General features: G+C 38.6%; 16 protein-coding genes and 2 tRNA genes. 11 read left to right on the forward strand and 7 right to left on the reverse strand.

What is annotated here, in order from left to right:
• The first annotated feature begins 3 nt into the window (after positions 1 to 3).
• Genes IE867_RS01800 through IE867_RS01810 form a run of 3 tightly spaced genes read left to right on the forward strand, consistent with a single transcriptional unit; the run spans position 4 to position 1,959 of the window.
• Positions 4 to 393: an HvfA family oxazolone/thioamide-modified RiPP metallophore gene (locus tag IE867_RS01800; protein WP_192483068.1), complete on the forward strand. Its 390-nt coding sequence runs from the start codon at positions 4 to 6 to the stop codon at positions 391 to 393.
• 19 nt (positions 394 to 412) lie between these two features.
• Positions 413 to 1,243 carry an HvfB family MNIO-type RiPP peptide maturase gene (locus IE867_RS01805; RefSeq protein WP_192483069.1) on the forward strand — a complete coding sequence of 277 codons (831 nt, stop codon included), beginning with the start codon at positions 413 to 415 and terminating at the stop codon, positions 1,241 to 1,243.
• Positions 1,240 to 1,959, forward strand: a complete 720-nt coding sequence (locus tag IE867_RS01810; protein WP_192483070.1) for an HvfC family RiPP maturation protein — start codon at positions 1,240 to 1,242, stop codon at positions 1,957 to 1,959. Before IE867_RS01805 ends, IE867_RS01810 begins: the two co-directional genes overlap by 4 nt.
• 4 nt (positions 1,960 to 1,963) lie before the next feature.
• Here the strand turns inward: IE867_RS01810 and IE867_RS14795 are convergent, their stop codons facing one another.
• Complete coding sequence (locus tag IE867_RS14795) at positions 1,964 to 2,383, reverse strand: type IV pilin protein (protein ID WP_192483071.1); 420 nt, start codon at positions 2,381 to 2,383, stop codon at positions 1,964 to 1,966.
• Between the two features lie 141 nt (positions 2,384 to 2,524).
• On the opposite strand from IE867_RS14795, the gene IE867_RS01820 reads away from it, so the two are divergent.
• The 3 genes from IE867_RS01820 (at position 2,525) to rpoH (ending at position 3,749) form a co-directional block, all read left to right on the forward strand.
• Positions 2,525 to 2,600: transfer RNA gene (locus IE867_RS01820), tRNA-Ala, on the forward strand.
• A 25-nt stretch (positions 2,601 to 2,625) separates the two neighbouring features.
• Positions 2,626 to 2,701, forward strand: a tRNA-Glu gene (locus tag IE867_RS01825).
• Positions 2,702 to 2,873: 172 nt separating this feature from the next.
• The gene (gene rpoH / locus IE867_RS01830) at positions 2,874 to 3,749 is read left to right on the forward strand and encodes an RNA polymerase sigma factor RpoH (RefSeq protein ID WP_192483072.1); all 876 of its coding nucleotides are present in this window, start codon (positions 2,874 to 2,876) and stop codon (positions 3,747 to 3,749) included.
• 91 nt (positions 3,750 to 3,840) lie between these two features.
• Here rpoH and IE867_RS01835 read toward each other — a convergent pair whose 3' ends face one another.
• The 4 genes from IE867_RS01835 to IE867_RS01850 all read right to left on the reverse strand — a co-directional run bounded on the left by IE867_RS01835 (position 3,841) and on the right by IE867_RS01850 (position 6,927).
• Positions 3,841 to 4,404 carry a YggT family protein gene (locus IE867_RS01835; protein ID WP_192483073.1) on the reverse strand — a complete coding sequence of 188 codons (564 nt, stop codon included), beginning with the start codon at positions 4,402 to 4,404 and terminating at the stop codon, positions 3,841 to 3,843.
• Positions 4,401 to 5,261: a pyrroline-5-carboxylate reductase gene (gene proC / locus IE867_RS01840; protein WP_192483074.1), complete on the reverse strand. Its 861-nt coding sequence runs from the start codon at positions 5,259 to 5,261 to the stop codon at positions 4,401 to 4,403. The genes IE867_RS01835 and proC overlap by 4 nt, the downstream gene beginning before the upstream one ends.
• Before the next feature lie 237 nt (positions 5,262 to 5,498).
• Entirely contained in the window at positions 5,499 to 5,960 is a 462-nt protein-coding gene (locus tag IE867_RS01845) for a PACE efflux transporter (protein ID WP_192483075.1), read from the reverse strand.
• 82 nt (positions 5,961 to 6,042) lie between these two features.
• Positions 6,043 to 6,927, reverse strand: a complete 885-nt coding sequence (locus IE867_RS01850) for a DMT family transporter (RefSeq protein WP_192483076.1) — start codon at positions 6,925 to 6,927, stop codon at positions 6,043 to 6,045.
• Between the two features lie 136 nt (positions 6,928 to 7,063).
• Between IE867_RS01850 and IE867_RS01855 the strand changes: the two genes are divergently transcribed.
• The 5 genes from IE867_RS01855 (at position 7,064) to IE867_RS01875 (ending at position 11,240) form a co-directional block, all read left to right on the forward strand.
• Entirely contained in the window at positions 7,064 to 7,660 is a 597-nt protein-coding gene (locus IE867_RS01855) for an XTP/dITP diphosphatase (RefSeq protein WP_192483077.1), read from the forward strand.
• Positions 7,661 to 7,748: 88 nt separating this feature from the next.
• Positions 7,749 to 8,102 carry an HP0495 family protein gene (locus IE867_RS01860; protein ID WP_192483078.1) on the forward strand — a complete coding sequence of 118 codons (354 nt, stop codon included), beginning with the start codon at positions 7,749 to 7,751 and terminating at the stop codon, positions 8,100 to 8,102.
• 3 nt (positions 8,103 to 8,105) lie between these two features.
• On the forward strand, positions 8,106 to 8,708 hold the full coding sequence (gene lipB / locus IE867_RS01865; protein ID WP_192483079.1) for a lipoyl(octanoyl) transferase LipB: 603 nt from the start codon (positions 8,106 to 8,108) through the stop codon (positions 8,706 to 8,708).
• 270 nt (positions 8,709 to 8,978) lie between these two features.
• Positions 8,979 to 10,454 carry a hypothetical protein gene (locus IE867_RS01870; RefSeq protein ID WP_192483080.1) on the forward strand — a complete coding sequence of 492 codons (1,476 nt, stop codon included), beginning with the start codon at positions 8,979 to 8,981 and terminating at the stop codon, positions 10,452 to 10,454.
• Positions 10,455 to 10,547: 93 nt separating this feature from the next.
• Positions 10,548 to 11,240 carry a Bax inhibitor-1/YccA family protein gene (locus IE867_RS01875; protein WP_192483081.1) on the forward strand — a complete coding sequence of 231 codons (693 nt, stop codon included), beginning with the start codon at positions 10,548 to 10,550 and terminating at the stop codon, positions 11,238 to 11,240.
• A gap of 53 nt (positions 11,241 to 11,293) precedes the next feature.
• Here IE867_RS01875 and IE867_RS01880 read toward each other — a convergent pair whose 3' ends face one another.
• Together IE867_RS01880 and IE867_RS01885 are read right to left on the reverse strand one after the other, a co-directional pair.
• On the reverse strand, positions 11,294 to 14,377 hold the full coding sequence (locus IE867_RS01880) for a hypothetical protein (RefSeq protein ID WP_192483082.1): 3,084 nt from the start codon (positions 14,375 to 14,377) through the stop codon (positions 11,294 to 11,296).
• A 271-nt stretch (positions 14,378 to 14,648) separates the two neighbouring features.
• The gene (locus tag IE867_RS01885; RefSeq protein WP_192483083.1) at positions 14,649 to 15,626 is read right to left on the reverse strand and encodes a hypothetical protein; all 978 of its coding nucleotides are present in this window, start codon (positions 15,624 to 15,626) and stop codon (positions 14,649 to 14,651) included.
• Between the last annotated feature and the right edge of the window lie 132 nt (positions 15,627 to 15,758).

Consider the following 15,758-nt stretch of genomic DNA (forward strand, 5'->3'; position numbering starts at 1 on the left):
TCTATGAAAGCTACAAAATCAATGATCATCGCTTCGGCTTTAGCATTTGGCATGTCAACACACGCCTTTGCTGATAGTAACTTTCAAAGCAATGACATGAATAACGGGTATGCCAATGGTCAAAATGAACAAAGCGGCCAAATGGCAAATGCAAATAATAAATCTAGCGACATGAAATGTGGTGCTGGAAGTTGTGGCGCTAAAGCTTCGGAAAAATCAAGCGACATGAAGTGCGGTGCTGGTAGCTGCGGCAGTGATCATGCCATGGATAAATCACAAGATGGCAAATGTGGCGCAGGTTCATGTGGTACTTCATCTGATAAAAGCAGTGATATGAAATGCGGTGCTGGCAGCTGTGGCAGTGATGATGACAGTGACCATAATGACAACTAAGTAACAACAAGGACAGCACATGCTAGATCGCCAAGCCATAGGACTTGGACTGCGTCAGGAGTTTTTCGACGAGCTATTGCAAAACCCTCAAGGGGTTGATTTCATTGAGATTGCTCCTGAGAACTGGATTGGCATAGGTGGTCGTCGCGCGCACTTACTTAAAAAATATCGTGAACAATTCCCCATCGTACTGCATGGATTAAGCTTATCGATTGGCGGGACAGAACCTTTAAATATTGACTTTATTAAACGCATTAAAGCCTTTATGCATGAGCATCAGATTACTGTATACAGTGAACACTTAAGCTATTGCTCAGATCAGCAAGGCTACTTATATGACTTGTTGCCCTTACCTTTTAGTGATGAGATGGTTAAGCACGTTGCTACACGTATCCAGCAAGTACAAGATATTTTAGAATGCCCATTGATTTTAGAAAACGCTTCCTATTATGCAGCTCCTGGGCAAATACTCAGTGAAATTGACTTTATTCAAGCCATCGTTTCCGAATCTGGTTGCCAGCTACTGCTAGATGTGAATAATGTCTATGTCAACAGCGTTAATCATGACTATGACCCACGGCAATTTATTAAGCAAATACCTCGTGACAACATACACTATATTCACGTTGCCGGTCATTGGCAGAAATCTCCTCAACTAATTATTGACACTCATGGTGAAGATGTGATCGATCCGGTGTGGCAACTTCTTTGTTACTGCTACCAAACGCATGGTTTCTTTCCAACCTTGCTTGAACGGGACTTTAACCTACCTCCTTTGGCAAGTTTAAAGCGCGAGCTTCAAACCATTGCCCAAATTCAGCAACAGGTTTATTCAAGGGAGTCTGTATGAGCTATAAGATAATGACTGATTTCACCTGTAATTTACGCCAGCAAAATGCATCAAAAGATATTCCTAATATCAATCATGAGCAAATGGAGGTTTATCAAAACCTTATTTACAACAACATCAATAACACTTTAAAACGTGCCTTTCCTGTCAGTGTCAGCATTTTATCTAAAGCACAATGGCGTACATTAACCTTAGGGTTTCTAGCAGATTATGGTAGTGAAAGTCCTTGTTTTTATGACCTTCCAAAGCAATTTGTTGAATATATTAATACCCTAGAAGAATTACCTTGGCCTTTTTTGCATGAGCTTATGCATTACGAGTGGGTTGAACTAGATATTGAGCTATCCGTTGAGAGTGAACGTAACCCAGACTCTCATGTTCACTACATGACGAATAACAGTACTCGCGTACTTGTCTATCGCTATCCGGTGCATCAAATATCTAAAGACTTCACGCCCGAAAAGCCACCTCTTAATCCAACTTTTCTTGTGGTTTATCGCAATAGCAGCTTTAAAGTATTGTTTATGGAAGTAAATCTGTTAAGTGCTCATTTATTAGAGCTATTGATGACAGCCCCCCAAAGTATTGATCAAGCAATCACAACTGCCGCGCGCAATTTATCGCTACCTGTAAATGAGGACTTATTGCAAAACGGCAGAGCGCTCTGCCTGTCGTATATTGACAAGAATATACTTATTCCAACACACCTGTCATAAACCATTACTCCCAGCAGGCAACAGGTGTGCGTGTGATTGCGCCACCATTGGCGACTAAAGTTAAATTAGGACAATCACCACTATCTGCTGTTTGTGACCCCGTTGGTGTTGCAATAATGGTATAACCACTGCTTGTAACACCTGTTAAACTCATATCATAGTAACCTCTTGTTGAGGTCGTTCCTGACCACACATGAGTCAGCGTTGCTGTGTAAGTGCCTGAGCTTAAAGCCCATGCTTCTTCATTCATTGCAATTAGATTAATTGAGCTTACTGCGTCGGCTCGATGTGCCTTTAGCACATAATTGCTATACATCGGAATGGCAATGGCAGCTAACACTGCTATCACCGCAATGACGATTAATAATTCGATCAATGAAAAACCTTGTGCTTTGTCATTTCTGTTTGTTTTTTTAAGAGACATTTTCATACTCGCTATCGATGTTTATGCACCTAGTATAGAAGACTTTCAAACATCAGCTGACAAAAAACTCAAATTTTAGGAATATTTAAATCTAGCGCTTGACAGCCTTTTAAAACCTCCCTAGAATGCAGCTTCAGTTTCGGGGCTATAGCTCAGCTGGGAGAGCGCTTGCATGGCATGCAAGAGGTCAGCGGTTCGATCCCGCTTAGCTCCACCAGTAAACTGATACAACACAAGTTTGTGTCCCCATCGTCTAGAGGCCTAGGACACCGCCCTTTCACGGCGGTAACAGGGGTTCGAATCCCCTTGGGGACGCCATCATTAAAACCGCGTTAAGCGGTTTTTTTGTTTCTATGGACAAATATTTTCGCGCTTAAAACATTTTTAACAATCCTATATGCCCATTATAAATCGCTTTGCGGTGTTTAATGGTTTGTGATGGATATATATATGCTATACTTTGCAGCATTATGGACAACACGAGCAGCATATGGGTAAAGAACTCGTTCCTAAAAAAAACACCTTACCAATACCAGCACTCTCTGATACGGATGGCTTAGATAGCTACATCCGCTTTGCCAGTAGCATCCCGATGCTTTCCGAAGAAGAAGAAAAAGAACTAGCACATCGCTTACGCCAACAAAATGATATTGATGCGGCACAAAAGCTAATTCTTTCGCACTTGCGCTTTGTTGTTAAAGTCGCACGCGGATTTTCAGGTTACGGCTTACCGATTACTGATTTAATCCAAGAAGGTAATATCGGCTTAATGAAAGCGGTACGACGCTTTGATCCTGATGTTGGCGTGCGTCTTGTCTCCTTTGCTGTGCATTGGGTTAAGGCTGAAATGCATGACTATATTTTGAAAAACTGGCGTATTGTTAAAATTGCAACAACCAAGGCTCAACGCAAACTGTTTTTTAATTTGAGAAGTAGCAAAGAACGTCTTGGCTGGTTTAGTGATGAAGAAATCCAAAGTGTCGCCAAAGAGCTCGGTGTTAAACCTGAAACCGTCCTTGAGATGGAAAAGCGCATGAATGCCTATGATATGGCATTTGATGCACCGGTTGAAGAATCAGGCGATGAATCAAGTTTTCATCCGGCTTTATACTTGGAAGATCAATCAAGAAATCCGGAGCAGACAGCTGTTGAGGATGATTATGAGGAAAAAGTTCAAAGTAAACTACAAGAAGCAATTGATAAGCTGGATGCACGTAGCAAAGACATCATCTTATCGCGTTGGTTTGCTGAAGATAAACTCACCCTTCATGATTTAGCGGCAAAACATGATGTATCTGCCGAGCGCATTCGCCAAATTGAAGAGCTGGCAATGGATAAGCTCAAACGTGCTGTTGCGCGCGTCTAGCTCCTACTCAAGCATGTTTAAAACGAAATGCCAAAGCATTTATGGAGTAGAAAAGATTTAAATTTTTCTGCGTTTATATAGTAAAAGCCCGCTACATCCCAAAAATTGACGAGATAAATATCTGCAAACAAATAAGTATAAGCAACACCAACATTGGTGAGAAATCCATGCCACTTTGTGTTGGCGGGATAATTCTGCGTGCCTTTCTAAGCAGGGGCTCAGTTAGCTGATGCAATGCCATCAAAGCTGGATTATATGAACCTTGCGCAAACCAGCTGGCGATCGAGCGAATAAAGATCAAGATAATATACATCCAGATCATCGTTAGAATAAGCTTTATCACTGCAATAAACCAAATAATCGCCCATGTGATATAAAAGCTTTTTGCAGTTAGCATTTGTATTAAAATAATTTGCAACAATAGCACAACATACGCCAAAACAAGCGCTGCAAAATCCAAACCAAAAAAACCAGGAATAATGCGACGCAATGGTTTTAACAAAGGATTGGTCACACGAATAATCAACTGACAAAATGGATTATAAAAATCAGCCTTTACCCATTGTAAAAAAAATCTAAGCAGTACCGCATAAGCAAATAAGCTAAAGATAATTTCTATTAAGAAAAGTCCTACATTATTAAATGCATTAATCATACTTTATCCTTTTGTTCATCATGTGTTAAAGCATTACCAAACTGGCTTGCCAGCTCTTGTGAGCGTGAGAGGTTCTCTTTGATCGCTTTTGCAATACTCTCTTTAAACCCTGTTTCTGAGAAAGCTTTTAATGCAGCAGCGGTCACTCCTCCTTTTGAGGTGACATTTTGACGCAAGTGTGACAGAGTTTGTGTACTTTCTAACGCCATTTTGCTTGCACCAAAGGCGGTTTGCGTCACGAGCAATGCCGCTTGTTTTTCACTTAACCCTAGTGACACTGCCACATCAATCATATGCTCCATCATCAAGAAAAAATACGCAGGTCCTGAGCCTGAAATCGCGGTTGTGACATTAATTAAGCTCTCATGGTCAACCCAAGTAATAACGCCAACCTTACGCATAATTTGCTCAGCCATCTCTTTTTGCTGACGTGACACATATTCATTGGCAAAGAGCGCACTTGCACCACAACCAATAAGACTTGGCGTGTTTGGCATAGCACGCACAATCGCATAATCACCAACAAGCCAATGCGCAATTTGTGCCAAGGTAATACCCGCTGCAATCGATATAAATAAGGGTTTATTCTGCTTATGTAGTGCTGTTTTAACTGTAAACATCAACTCCTTTAATGATTGTGGTTTAACGCATAGCATAATAATATCGGCATTTTTCACTGCATCCTCAACACGTTGCGTTGTATTGACACGAAACAGCTGATTAAGCATATCCAGTTTGTCTTGGTTATGATCAACCACCGTAATTGATTGACCAGAAACACCATCACTAACTAACCCCGCGATAATACTTCTTGCCATATTACCGCCACCTAAAAAGCAAATTTGAGCATTAACCATTATTCAATTCCTTTTCCTATTTCTCTTATTTTTTTAAACCTTCTTAATCATTGGCATCTACACTTTTTCTACTTCAACACCCCGCCTCGCACGCTTAAGTACCCCTCTTGCAAAGAGTGGAATATAAAATTATCCTTACCTAATTCCCCTCTTTTTAAAAGGGGTGGCAGCCATAGGCTGACGGGGTGTTTTAAAATCATAGTTTTTTCTAAAATGCTAACTCCAACTAATTATTCTTTATACATTTCTTTTTTGTTTATGCAACCTTGCATTCACAACCCTCACATAAATATGATCATAAATGTAATTAAAAACAAGTGCATAGCACAAATAAAAAAATACAAAACCTAAGTTCACCGTAAATGCCGCAATAAAAGGTAAATGTAACAACATAATCACAAAGGGGACACTAACCAGACATAACGATAACTCAAATAAACAAGCATGCACAACACGCAACCAAAACTTCCGCTTAAAGCGTACACCGCCACATTTATTTTCAATCACGTCAAATAGCCAGTTATAAATAAAGTTCCAAAGCATCGCCGCAATCGCAAGAATAACAGCCAAAGCACCCAGTGCGACTGCGTTTTTCTGTAAAACAAAATACGATAGTGGAATCACAATCAACAAGGCGATAAACTCAAACGATAGCATATGGACAATACGTCCTTTAATACTCATTTTATGCTGACTCATGCTATCTATTATCGTATTTTAAAATTTTCATGTCATGCATTGTTTCAAATTGACTCGTTAAACTCAAGGTTTTGTAACCACTTCACTGATCTTTTGGCGTAACAGCTACACCAAATTTGCTAATCACAATCGAGCCAATAACGGCAATAATTCCACCAATAACAGAAAGGATACTTGGGATTTCGGATAAGAAGATAGCTGCTAATATCAACGTGAAAATGGGCATAAGATACAAAGCGCTTGATGCCGCTGCTGCCTTGATATGTTTAAAGGCGTACCCCCATAATAAATAAGCAATGGCTCCTGGGAAAACACCCATATACACAATGCTTAAGAGATGTGACATATCCGAATGTATTACTGATTTTATTGCCTCGGGCGCAAAAAACATCAACATCAAAGTGCCTAGCCACATGCAGTAACACACGACTTCAATTGGATGGTAGCGTGCTAAGAACTTCTTTTGAAAGCATGAGTAAATCGCACCTGAACAGGTCGCGCCATAGACTAATAGCACCCCACCAAATCCCGCGTTATTATGACTTCCTAAGAGTATTACCATTACACCGAATAAACTGATCACAAAACCCAAAACACCATAACGATTAACCCGCTCTTTAAACAAAATCATCGCTAAAACAGTGACGATAATCGGCAATTGCGCAACGATAAAGTTTGCTAATCCTGCACTTACCGTTTTTTCACCTTCATTTAACAAGATGTTATAAGAGAAAAAGCCGAAAAACCCAAGAATGGCAAAAATCATTAAGTCTTTAAGTCGTGGCAATTGTTTATTCTTAATCAGACAAAATGGGATTAAAGCAGCAATCGATGCCACAAAATAGCGTGACAATGCCAAGCCACCAGCTGAAAACGCTTCCATCACATAGCGAATACCGACAAACGCAGATGCCCATAAGACAACGGTTATGATCAGTGCAATCAATGCTTTTTTCTCGTTGGTCATACTTTCTCTTTTCTTAATTTTGATGCGATATACTAACTTAATCAGCTCAATAGTGACTAGCAATTTACTTCATTTGCTTAGTTTTTTATTTGCTATTAAACTACGCACAATTTATTAAACAGGATTCACTAAGCACATGAAAGAAATTGTCTTTGCATCAAGTAATAAAGGGAAAATCAAAGAAGTCAGCGAGATATTATCGCCCTTGGGCTTTAAAGTCATTCCACAAACAGAGTTTAATGTCTCCGATGCTGATGAAACTGGCTTAAGCTTTGTTGAAAACGCTATTCTAAAAGCACGACACTGTGCGCAATTTACGGGTCTTCCAGCACTTGCCGATGACTCTGGTTTATGCGTTGATGCCTTAAAGGGCGCGCCTGGGATTTATTCAGCACGCTTCTCAGGCGGGCATGGTAATGATGAAGCAAATATCGATAAGCTGCTTCATGACATGAAGAATATCACAGATGATAAACGTCAAGCCCACTTTCAATGTGTTTTAGCCCTTGTAATGCATGAGCATGACCCCATGCCTGTGATCGCTGAAGGACGTGTTGACGGTAGTATCACACATGCGCGTCGCGGCAGTAATGGCTTTGGTTACAACCCTGTTTTTTTATTGCCTGAATATCAGCAAACGATGGCTGAAGTATCTAATGATGTCAAAAATAGTGTCAGTCACCGCGCGCGCGCGTTGGCAAAACTCAAAGAGAAACTCCACCGCCTTTTGTAGAAAAACATGATACTTCAAGATGATTTTCTTGATACTTTACATTACACTGAAGCGCAATATTGTTTGGCAACTATAGGTTATATTTAAGATGAGCAACAACGACAAGAAAGAAGCACCAGAAAACAAAAAAGAACAAGCACTTCCTACAGAGACAACTAAAGCTGAAGGTGGTGAGGCAAAGCAGACTGAAACCTTATTTGAGTTTCCTTGCAAATTTCCAATCAAAATCATGGCAAATCCACAAAAAGAAGTTGCTGAGTTTGTCCTTAATACCTTAGAGAAATACATCGAAAATCCTGAGAAAATTGAATTCAGCACACGCGAAAGCAAAACTGGTAAATACGTCTCTATTACTGCAATCTTTGAAGCAACAAGCAAAGAGCAGCTTGATAATATTTATCAAGCATTAAGTGGACATCCAGAGATTCACATGGTCCTTTAACAGATGTCAATCCTCATTAAAAATCTGGGATTACAGGACTACGAGTCAGTTTATCAGTCAATGGTTGAATTTACACAATCACGCACCGAGGACACTCAAGACCAAATCTGGCTTGTTGAGCACCCAGCTGTTTTCACCCAAGGTCGCCATGGTAAACCTGAGCATATCATTAATCCTAAAAACATCCCGGTTATCCAAAGTGACCGTGGCGGTCAAGTCACCTATCACGGACCAGGACAAGCAGTTATTTACTTCTTGTTTGATCTTAAACGCCTTAATTTAGGTGTTAAAGACTTTGTTTGCACGATTGAGAAATCATGCATGCACTTACTAAAAACCTATAGTATCAGCAGTCATACCATTGAGAATGCACCAGGTATTTATGTTGATCAGGCTAAAATTGCATCACTTGGCTTGCGTGTTAAAAAAGGGCTTACCTATCATGGTCTTGCCATTAATGTAAATATGGATCTGACACCATTTAGCTATATCAACCCTTGTGGTTATCAAGGCTTGAAGATGACGCAAATTCACGCACATAACCCTAAAGTTAACATTGGCGATGTATTGAATGACTATGCGCAAATATTAACGCACAAGTTATAGCTAAATTGACTATAACCATATTCCAAACCACTTTGATTGTGTAAGCGCTGGCTGAGCGTAAGTCGAAGCCTCTATGAAGTTGTAACTTTCCCAAGCTTATCCACTTCGACTGATGCTCAGTGCATCGCTTCGACTTACGCTCAGGGTACGGTGAGCACTTGTGGGTAAATATTTAGTCTTAGCCGCTAACATAGATAGTTTAATTTTCAATTAGACCGATCATGAGATTATTGTCATAATAGCCAAAGATTCATTTGACGCGCATAGGCTATGCAACTAAAACCTAAAAAACTACTTCTTAACACCAAGCAACCCTTTGGCTTATGGTTTTTGTTATTAACATCGCTCTTTTACAGCATGGGAACGACTGCCATCACGGTGCATTTTTCTGGCTTTATTCATAGCATTGCTGATAGCACACAAGAAGGGTTAACCTCTGATATTTTAGCCATTAACTTTAACCTTGTGACCAATCTTTTCTTATATAGTGCCGCAGGATTGATCGGTGGTATTTTAGGTTACATGATCGGTCATCGCCGCTCGGTGATTATCGGCATGCTTTATTCATTTGTCGCGCTTATTCTATTATCACTTAATAACTTATCTTTAATCGGTTTTTCCGCCTATGTGATTGGTGTAGGCCTTGTCATTCCCAACCTGTTCACCACATTAAGCTTTCTTTATACCCAGGATGACCCACGACGTCACGCTGGTTTTACTTTGATGTATATGACCACGGTTCTTGGCGCTGCATTATCATTATCCATTAGTGGCACATTGCAACACTTAAGTTATCAGCACTGGTTTATGATTATGTCCGTAGTCACTCTCTTTGCAGTACTTATTTTCTTAGCAGGTGGCATTTATCTTAATCGCAATATTGGTTTGATTGATGGCGTTGAAGCAAAATATACACCATCAACCTACAGTGTTTTGTTTATTTTGATCGTACTATCCTCATTAACAGATTTCTTGCTGCATTATCAGCGCGTGTTACAAGCGCTTATTATTGCCTTAGCATTTATCTCGGTTACCATCATGCTTATCTATGCTTATCTTGAAAAAGATGAGACGCAACGCAAACGCAACCGCTTGCTGCTTATTCTATTAGCCTTTAGCGTGTTTTTCTGGTTGGCTGATAAGAGTATTATTACTATTTTTCTTAACTACCTCACCCTTTTTAACCGTGATTATGGCTTCTTTAACGCCAAGAGTTTATCGGCTGATTTCTTTTTTGAAGCTAATATTGCTTTGGTACTTATTATTGGCTTTGTCTCGGCAGTACTGTGGAATAAAAATAAGCACACGCAACATATGAAGCGCTTGATTCGCTTATTTAGTTTGGCTACTTTTTTTATGGCATTAGCATGTGGCTTGTTATTTTTTAGCTTCTTCTCGCAGTCATTAAATCACTTTGCAATGACGGGGAATTATCTGCTACTTATTACCTTGATGTTAAACTCCGTTGCCAAAGTATTGTTGTTACCTTTGTATTATGCAATGGTTGGGAAATTCTCACCACGCAAATATGAATCTATCGTAATGGGCTTTTTCTTTATCATCACTGCAGCTATCGGTGTATTTGTCTTTTCGCTTAATCAAAATATTCTTAATTCGCAAACATTAACGACAACTTACCAATCATTATCTTATCTTTATGGCACGCTGTTAATTGCTGGTTTGATATGTGCTTTAGTTGCCTACCTGTTATCAAAATTCATGCACTATCATAAAAAAAATGTCTAAATTTAAGCCATTGGCTATTGTTTTTTCAGCGACTCTCCCCATATACTTAGCAGCGATTTTAAGCTTTTTAATTAAATATCATATGGAGAGAATATGAACGATCGTTTTAACTACCAACAAAATGCACGCGTGATTGATGCTCGTGGCAGCTCTGTCATTCAAACCAACAAAGTATTACGTAATACTTATTTACTGTTGTCACTAACGCTTTTGTTTAGTGCCTTAACAGCGGGTTGGTCGATGATGGTGGCAGCACCTCCTATTAACCCATTTATTACTTTAATCGTCTACTTTGCTTTACTCTTTGGTGTGCAAGCAACACGCAACAGTCCCATGGGGTTAGTGTTAACTTTTGCATTAACAGGCTTTCTGGGATGGACATTAGGACCTATTTTAAACTATTACATTACAACATTTAGTAATGGCTCTGAGCTTATTATGATGTCTTTAGGAGCAACAGGTGCAATATTCCTAGGCCTTTCAGCAATCGCCTTAAATCCAAAACGTGATTTCTCAAGATTGGGTTCTTTCCTTGGCATAGGTGCACTGATTGCATTAGTTGCTATTGTGGTTAACTTATTCTTACAAATGCCAGCATTGTACTTAGCGCTGTCTGTTATTATTGCCTTTATCTCAGGTGGTTTTATTCTGTGGCAGACCAATCAGATCGTACGTGGTGGTGAAACAAACTACATCGTTGCGACAGTCACTATCTATGTCTCAATCCTAAATATCTTCTTAACCATTTTACAATTCCTAGGTATGTTCTCAGGAAATCGCAATTAAAAAAATACAGAGGAAGCATTTTCAGCAATCTGTTGCTGATCAGAAGTTTTATATCAATTGTCCCTGATTGTTGGTTGGTTACACCCAATACATACAGCAATCTCGCCATAATTGGACGACGCGCCATCATCATCATAGGCATAAACTGCTAGGTCAATAAACCCTCTATAGCCTGATTGTGTTGAAATACCAATACCCTCACTTAAAGCTTCAATTATTGCATCTTGATTATGTTCACCATTAATTCCTGTGATGGTCACGCTTGTTGTATTGTTGCCAGTACCTTCAGTATTTTCGGGCAAAAATAGTACGACTTCCTCACCAGGATTACTGTAACTTATCGTGTATTCCACATATGATAGATTACCATCAATATCATCCGCTTCACCAGCATCTACTATGGCAGTCGTAGTATCTACGGGTAAAATTATTAGATCTAATGGACTATTAAATACTGGAGGATCATTTACATCATTTACTTGAATAGAAACTGCTAATGGATCGGCACTTAAACCTTGAGCATCAGTGGCATAAATTATCATTTCAACTTCGCCAAAGAAATCTGGTTCTGGTGTGAATTCAATGCTTGCTAGAGCTTCTTGTATTGCATCCTGACCAAAGTTTCCTCTATACCCTGTTATAAGTAGTGTAGATGTATCATGACCAAAGCCTTCGGAATAGGGAATATTTAGTGTACCACTCTCTACATCAAGCGTTACTCTTGCTAAATTTCCTTCAATATCCGAAACCATAACAGCATCTATAGAACCTACTTCATCTTCTTCTACTTCTATTATAGATTCTGCAGTGATCATAGGAGGATCATTTGTGTTTAGCACGTTAATTATACTTGTTTTTTCGATTGCATAGAGACCTGTAGTATCAACAGCATTAATTGTTAGATAAGCCTGACCAACATAGTTGCTTTCTGGGGTATAAGAAATACCTTCGTATATGCTTCTTACGATTCCTGAGTGAGTAAAATTTCCATTAAACCCTGTTATCGTTACTTGATTTGTTCCATCACCACTGCCTTCGCCAAAAGCAGGTAGATTTAGAACACCCTTATCTACACTTATCTCTATAGCTTCTAAATCACGATCAGCGTCGGTCACTATTATACTTGTTTTATCAAACCTAGATGTAGTATCTTCCAGCACAGTTTTCGGAGATTCTGACACGATTATTGGTGCCTGTCCTGCGCAAGCTTGCCAATCTGAAACTAAACTCTCGGTTTGAACAATATGCAAACACCCATAACCTATTCTGATATTATCTGAATTGGATGTAAATATATTTATAATATCAGACTTAATAAGTGATGTATCATATCGTTTATCCTCAGACCAACTAACAACTGATTTGGGCATGTTAACAAACGAAGCAGCAAAAGCATCTTTGCTTCCTTTTGCATCTAAGAGGCTATTAGTTTTAACATATTTATCTATATCCTGTGGCAAGAACCCTTCATTACCCCAAATGCGCAAATCATATTCACCCAAAGTGTTGTTAGGTGTTAATAAGATAAATGAATTCATTGTTGTACCAATTGTCAAACCCTTATGTTGCTCACTATCTATAATCTCTTCTCTAGTGTCTACTTCAGCAGTCTTATCAATATTTCCCCAAGCCTTTGCAATATAATTTTGCTTAGATTCATCCATATCAACTGCTAAAAAAGCATTGCGATTAGAAAAGAATTCAGGATCTATCATTCCGTCCAATACTGGAGGCTCGGTAGTTCGTAGCTCTCCCCATGTAACCGCACTTTTAGATATGTCTACACCATTTTTGACAATTTTAAGTCCTGAGAATGAAGTTTGTGTCGCTGCTATATTTTTTATACTAGAAGCGCCACTGGTTATGGTCCCTCCTTCATCTGCATTTCCCCAACTGACTACAGTTAGATTTCCCAATAATACGGCAAAAGCACTTCTTGTGGAATAAACTGCAATGGCATTATGATTATCAATTGCTGCTTGATTATTAAGAGTTATCTCTCCGCCGGCTTCTATATCACCCCAAGAATAAACATTATAATCTTTAGTCAATACTGCATAGGCAAAAGGTGCTTCATCTTCATCACTACCACTACGGTAAACTGCTCTAACATTATTTTTCAGCTCAAGTAGGATCTCTTGATCTAGCGGTGGATCTTGTAGTGTATTAACATTAGAGGAGGAGATTAACTTTAGCTCACCGCTTGAGTTTATTACAACATACTCATCAATACCTGGATAAACTCTAGCAATATTATTAAAAACTCCAGTATTATTTGATGGATCAAATTTTGCCCCCCAAATAATTAACGTGCCATTGCCATCATTCAATAAAGCAGCCAGAGAACTTTTATTTGAGTACAAAGATTTGATTCCGTTGCTTTCAATATCATCTTTATATGATCCAAGTTTATCAGTAACTTCATCATTTCCACCTTGAGTTAGTTCATAGGTACTATTATCAAAAATGGCATAAGCATCATTACCCGTTGAGGCAAAAAATTCACTTTCAAATTTATACATTGAATTAAAGCCATGATTAGCACCTTGGTTTAGCCAACTTTTTGCAAATACTGACTCTGGAATTCCATCACGATAGTTGTCAATGTAGATAGATGTTTTTGATGGAACCCCAGCAACATCTCCACTAGGATTTGCTTGGATTGGTGTGACTATAAAGGTTAAAATTCCTGGTCTTCCAGAAGATATCATATCTTCATGGTTTAAACGAATGTAAGCAGTGTTAACTGAGTCTATTTTATTGCCATTAAAGTACCACTCATAAACTGATAGTCCTTCCTCTCCAACATTATTATCACAATAAATATAATTCGCATAAACTTTTGTATCTGTCCCTAACTTAGGGTCTTCACCACCATCAACCAAAACTTTTAAATCTTTAACATATATATTAGTCTGAAACTCTGATGATTTAACATCAAATAAAGTAGTTTTTTGGTCTCCACGACCTGGAACACAGGTATCTGATTTTACACCCTTGGTGCTTCCATTGACTTGATTAAAAGCCACAAGACTTATAAAACTTATTGAGAAATACTTAGAAGTTAATAAATACCCCTTACTTCCCACATCAAAAAGGCTTTTAAACCAACACATTAATAAGCTATAGTTAATCACGCTTTATTTTCCCCCATATATTTTAGCTTTACAATATTTCACCAATACCTATATACCCATCACAACCATCCTACAGTTTTCCTGCTATTGAATTTCGCGCATTTTTTCTATTTCAACACCCCGCCTCGCAAGCTTAAGCACCCCTCTTGAAAAGAAGGGAATTAAAATGACCGTCGCCCAATTCCCCTCTTTTCAAGGAGTGACAGCCGCAGGCTGACAGGGTGTTTATATAAAATCATAGTTTTTTTCTAAAGTACGTAACTTCAGTAATTTAAACTGTATCTTGCACACACATCACATACTGTGTACTTGAATCATAAACGTTATAGACACCACCGTAGGTAGTACCATCAGGTGGGTTTGGATTCATATAAACTGCTGTATATGGTGCGATTGGATCATTCGAAGGAGTTGATGATATATAGTTTACTTCAACAGGCCATGCATAAGTTGTAAGATCAGAACTATCGCTATCTAGCCATGATTTCAGTGCAAGTATATCATTAGATGACGGCAATCTCATTGCTTTGTTATTAATCTTCAAACCTGCACAAAACTCTACAGGACCAACCACATCATCATCCAAACTCATGCCATTCTCACCATGACTAATAGTAACCCAATCTGTTGAGCTTTCCTTCTTATTGTAAGTATGGGTTGGAGAAGGTACTGTGTTTAGTTCATTAAGTCGTTCGATAGTTATTGGAACACAAAAAATCTTATCTGTAGTTTGAATACAATCTGAGTCAAAAGCATAAAGGGTACTGTAATTTACCAGTTGAGTTGAATCGCCTGCTGGGTTTTGTTCTACGATGCGTAGTTTATAAGTAACATAATCCCCTTTTTCTATCTGATTCGTAATAGTCGAATCTAAAGAGCTTATATCTATGTTTGCAGTTACTTGTGAACGCTTATCTGGATCGTTAGGAAACTGATATGTTAAAAGTTGCTCTGAACCAAGTGCAAGCCCTGAGCCAACTGCTTCGTCTGAAGCTGTAGCATAAAACTGTATACCAGAAGCCATCACATCAATTGCGATATCAGTATCACCGTCTGTATTTTTTGCACTAATATCAACCGTTATTTCAGAAGCATCGTCAAAAGCCCCGTCATATGGACTTAAAGCAGAGCCTCCTGTTTCGCTATGAGTGATATCTGTTGATTCTACATCAAGCGCCAGAAAATCAGATTGCGCATAACTTATGTTTCCTAAAGTAATACCAAATAGACAAACTATTATTTTCTTCATGTTTTCCCCTTTTGAAATTTTAACATAAACATTTAGTAATCTAAGATTTATTATTTTTTAATTTTATTTACTTCATTTATTTCTCCATATATATTTTTATCGTTACTTTACTTGTATTTACATCTTTTAATG

Source organism: Cysteiniphilum marinum, assembly GCF_014857925.1.
GTDB lineage: Bacteria > Pseudomonadota > Gammaproteobacteria > Francisellales > Francisellaceae > Caedibacter > Caedibacter marinus.

Excerpts from the sequence above, each read along its gene's own strand:
- IE867_RS01805 (WP_192483069.1), top strand. The coding sequence starts at position 413 with ATGCTAGATCGCCAAGCCATAGGACTTGGACTGCGTCAGGAGTTTTTC.
- IE867_RS01855 (WP_192483077.1), top strand. The coding sequence starts at position 7,064 with ATGAAAGAAATTGTCTTTGCATCAAGTAATAAAGGGAAAATCAAAGAA.
- rpoH (WP_192483072.1), top strand. The coding sequence starts at position 2,874 with ATGGGTAAAGAACTCGTTCCTAAAAAAAACACCTTACCAATACCAGCA.
- IE867_RS01870 (WP_192483080.1), top strand. The coding sequence starts at position 8,979 with ATGCAACTAAAACCTAAAAAACTACTTCTTAACACCAAGCAACCCTTT.
- IE867_RS01845 (WP_192483075.1), bottom strand. The coding sequence starts at position 5,960 with ATGAGTCAGCATAAAATGAGTATTAAAGGACGTATTGTCCATATGCTA.
- IE867_RS14795 (WP_192483071.1), bottom strand. The coding sequence starts at position 2,383 with ATGTCTCTTAAAAAAACAAACAGAAATGACAAAGCACAAGGTTTTTCA.
- IE867_RS01860 (WP_192483078.1), top strand. The coding sequence starts at position 7,749 with ATGAGCAACAACGACAAGAAAGAAGCACCAGAAAACAAAAAAGAACAA.
- proC (WP_192483074.1), bottom strand. The coding sequence starts at position 5,261 with ATGGTTAATGCTCAAATTTGCTTTTTAGGTGGCGGTAATATGGCAAGA.
- IE867_RS01850 (WP_192483076.1), bottom strand. The coding sequence starts at position 6,927 with ATGACCAACGAGAAAAAAGCATTGATTGCACTGATCATAACCGTTGTC.
- lipB (WP_192483079.1), top strand. The coding sequence starts at position 8,106 with ATGTCAATCCTCATTAAAAATCTGGGATTACAGGACTACGAGTCAGTT.
- IE867_RS01800 (WP_192483068.1), top strand. The coding sequence starts at position 4 with ATGAAAGCTACAAAATCAATGATCATCGCTTCGGCTTTAGCATTTGGC.
- IE867_RS01875 (WP_192483081.1), top strand. The coding sequence starts at position 10,548 with ATGAACGATCGTTTTAACTACCAACAAAATGCACGCGTGATTGATGCT.
- IE867_RS01810 (WP_192483070.1), top strand. The coding sequence starts at position 1,240 with ATGAGCTATAAGATAATGACTGATTTCACCTGTAATTTACGCCAGCAA.
- IE867_RS01885 (WP_192483083.1), bottom strand. The coding sequence starts at position 15,626 with ATGAAGAAAATAATAGTTTGTCTATTTGGTATTACTTTAGGAAACATA.
- IE867_RS01835 (WP_192483073.1), bottom strand. The coding sequence starts at position 4,404 with ATGATTAATGCATTTAATAATGTAGGACTTTTCTTAATAGAAATTATC.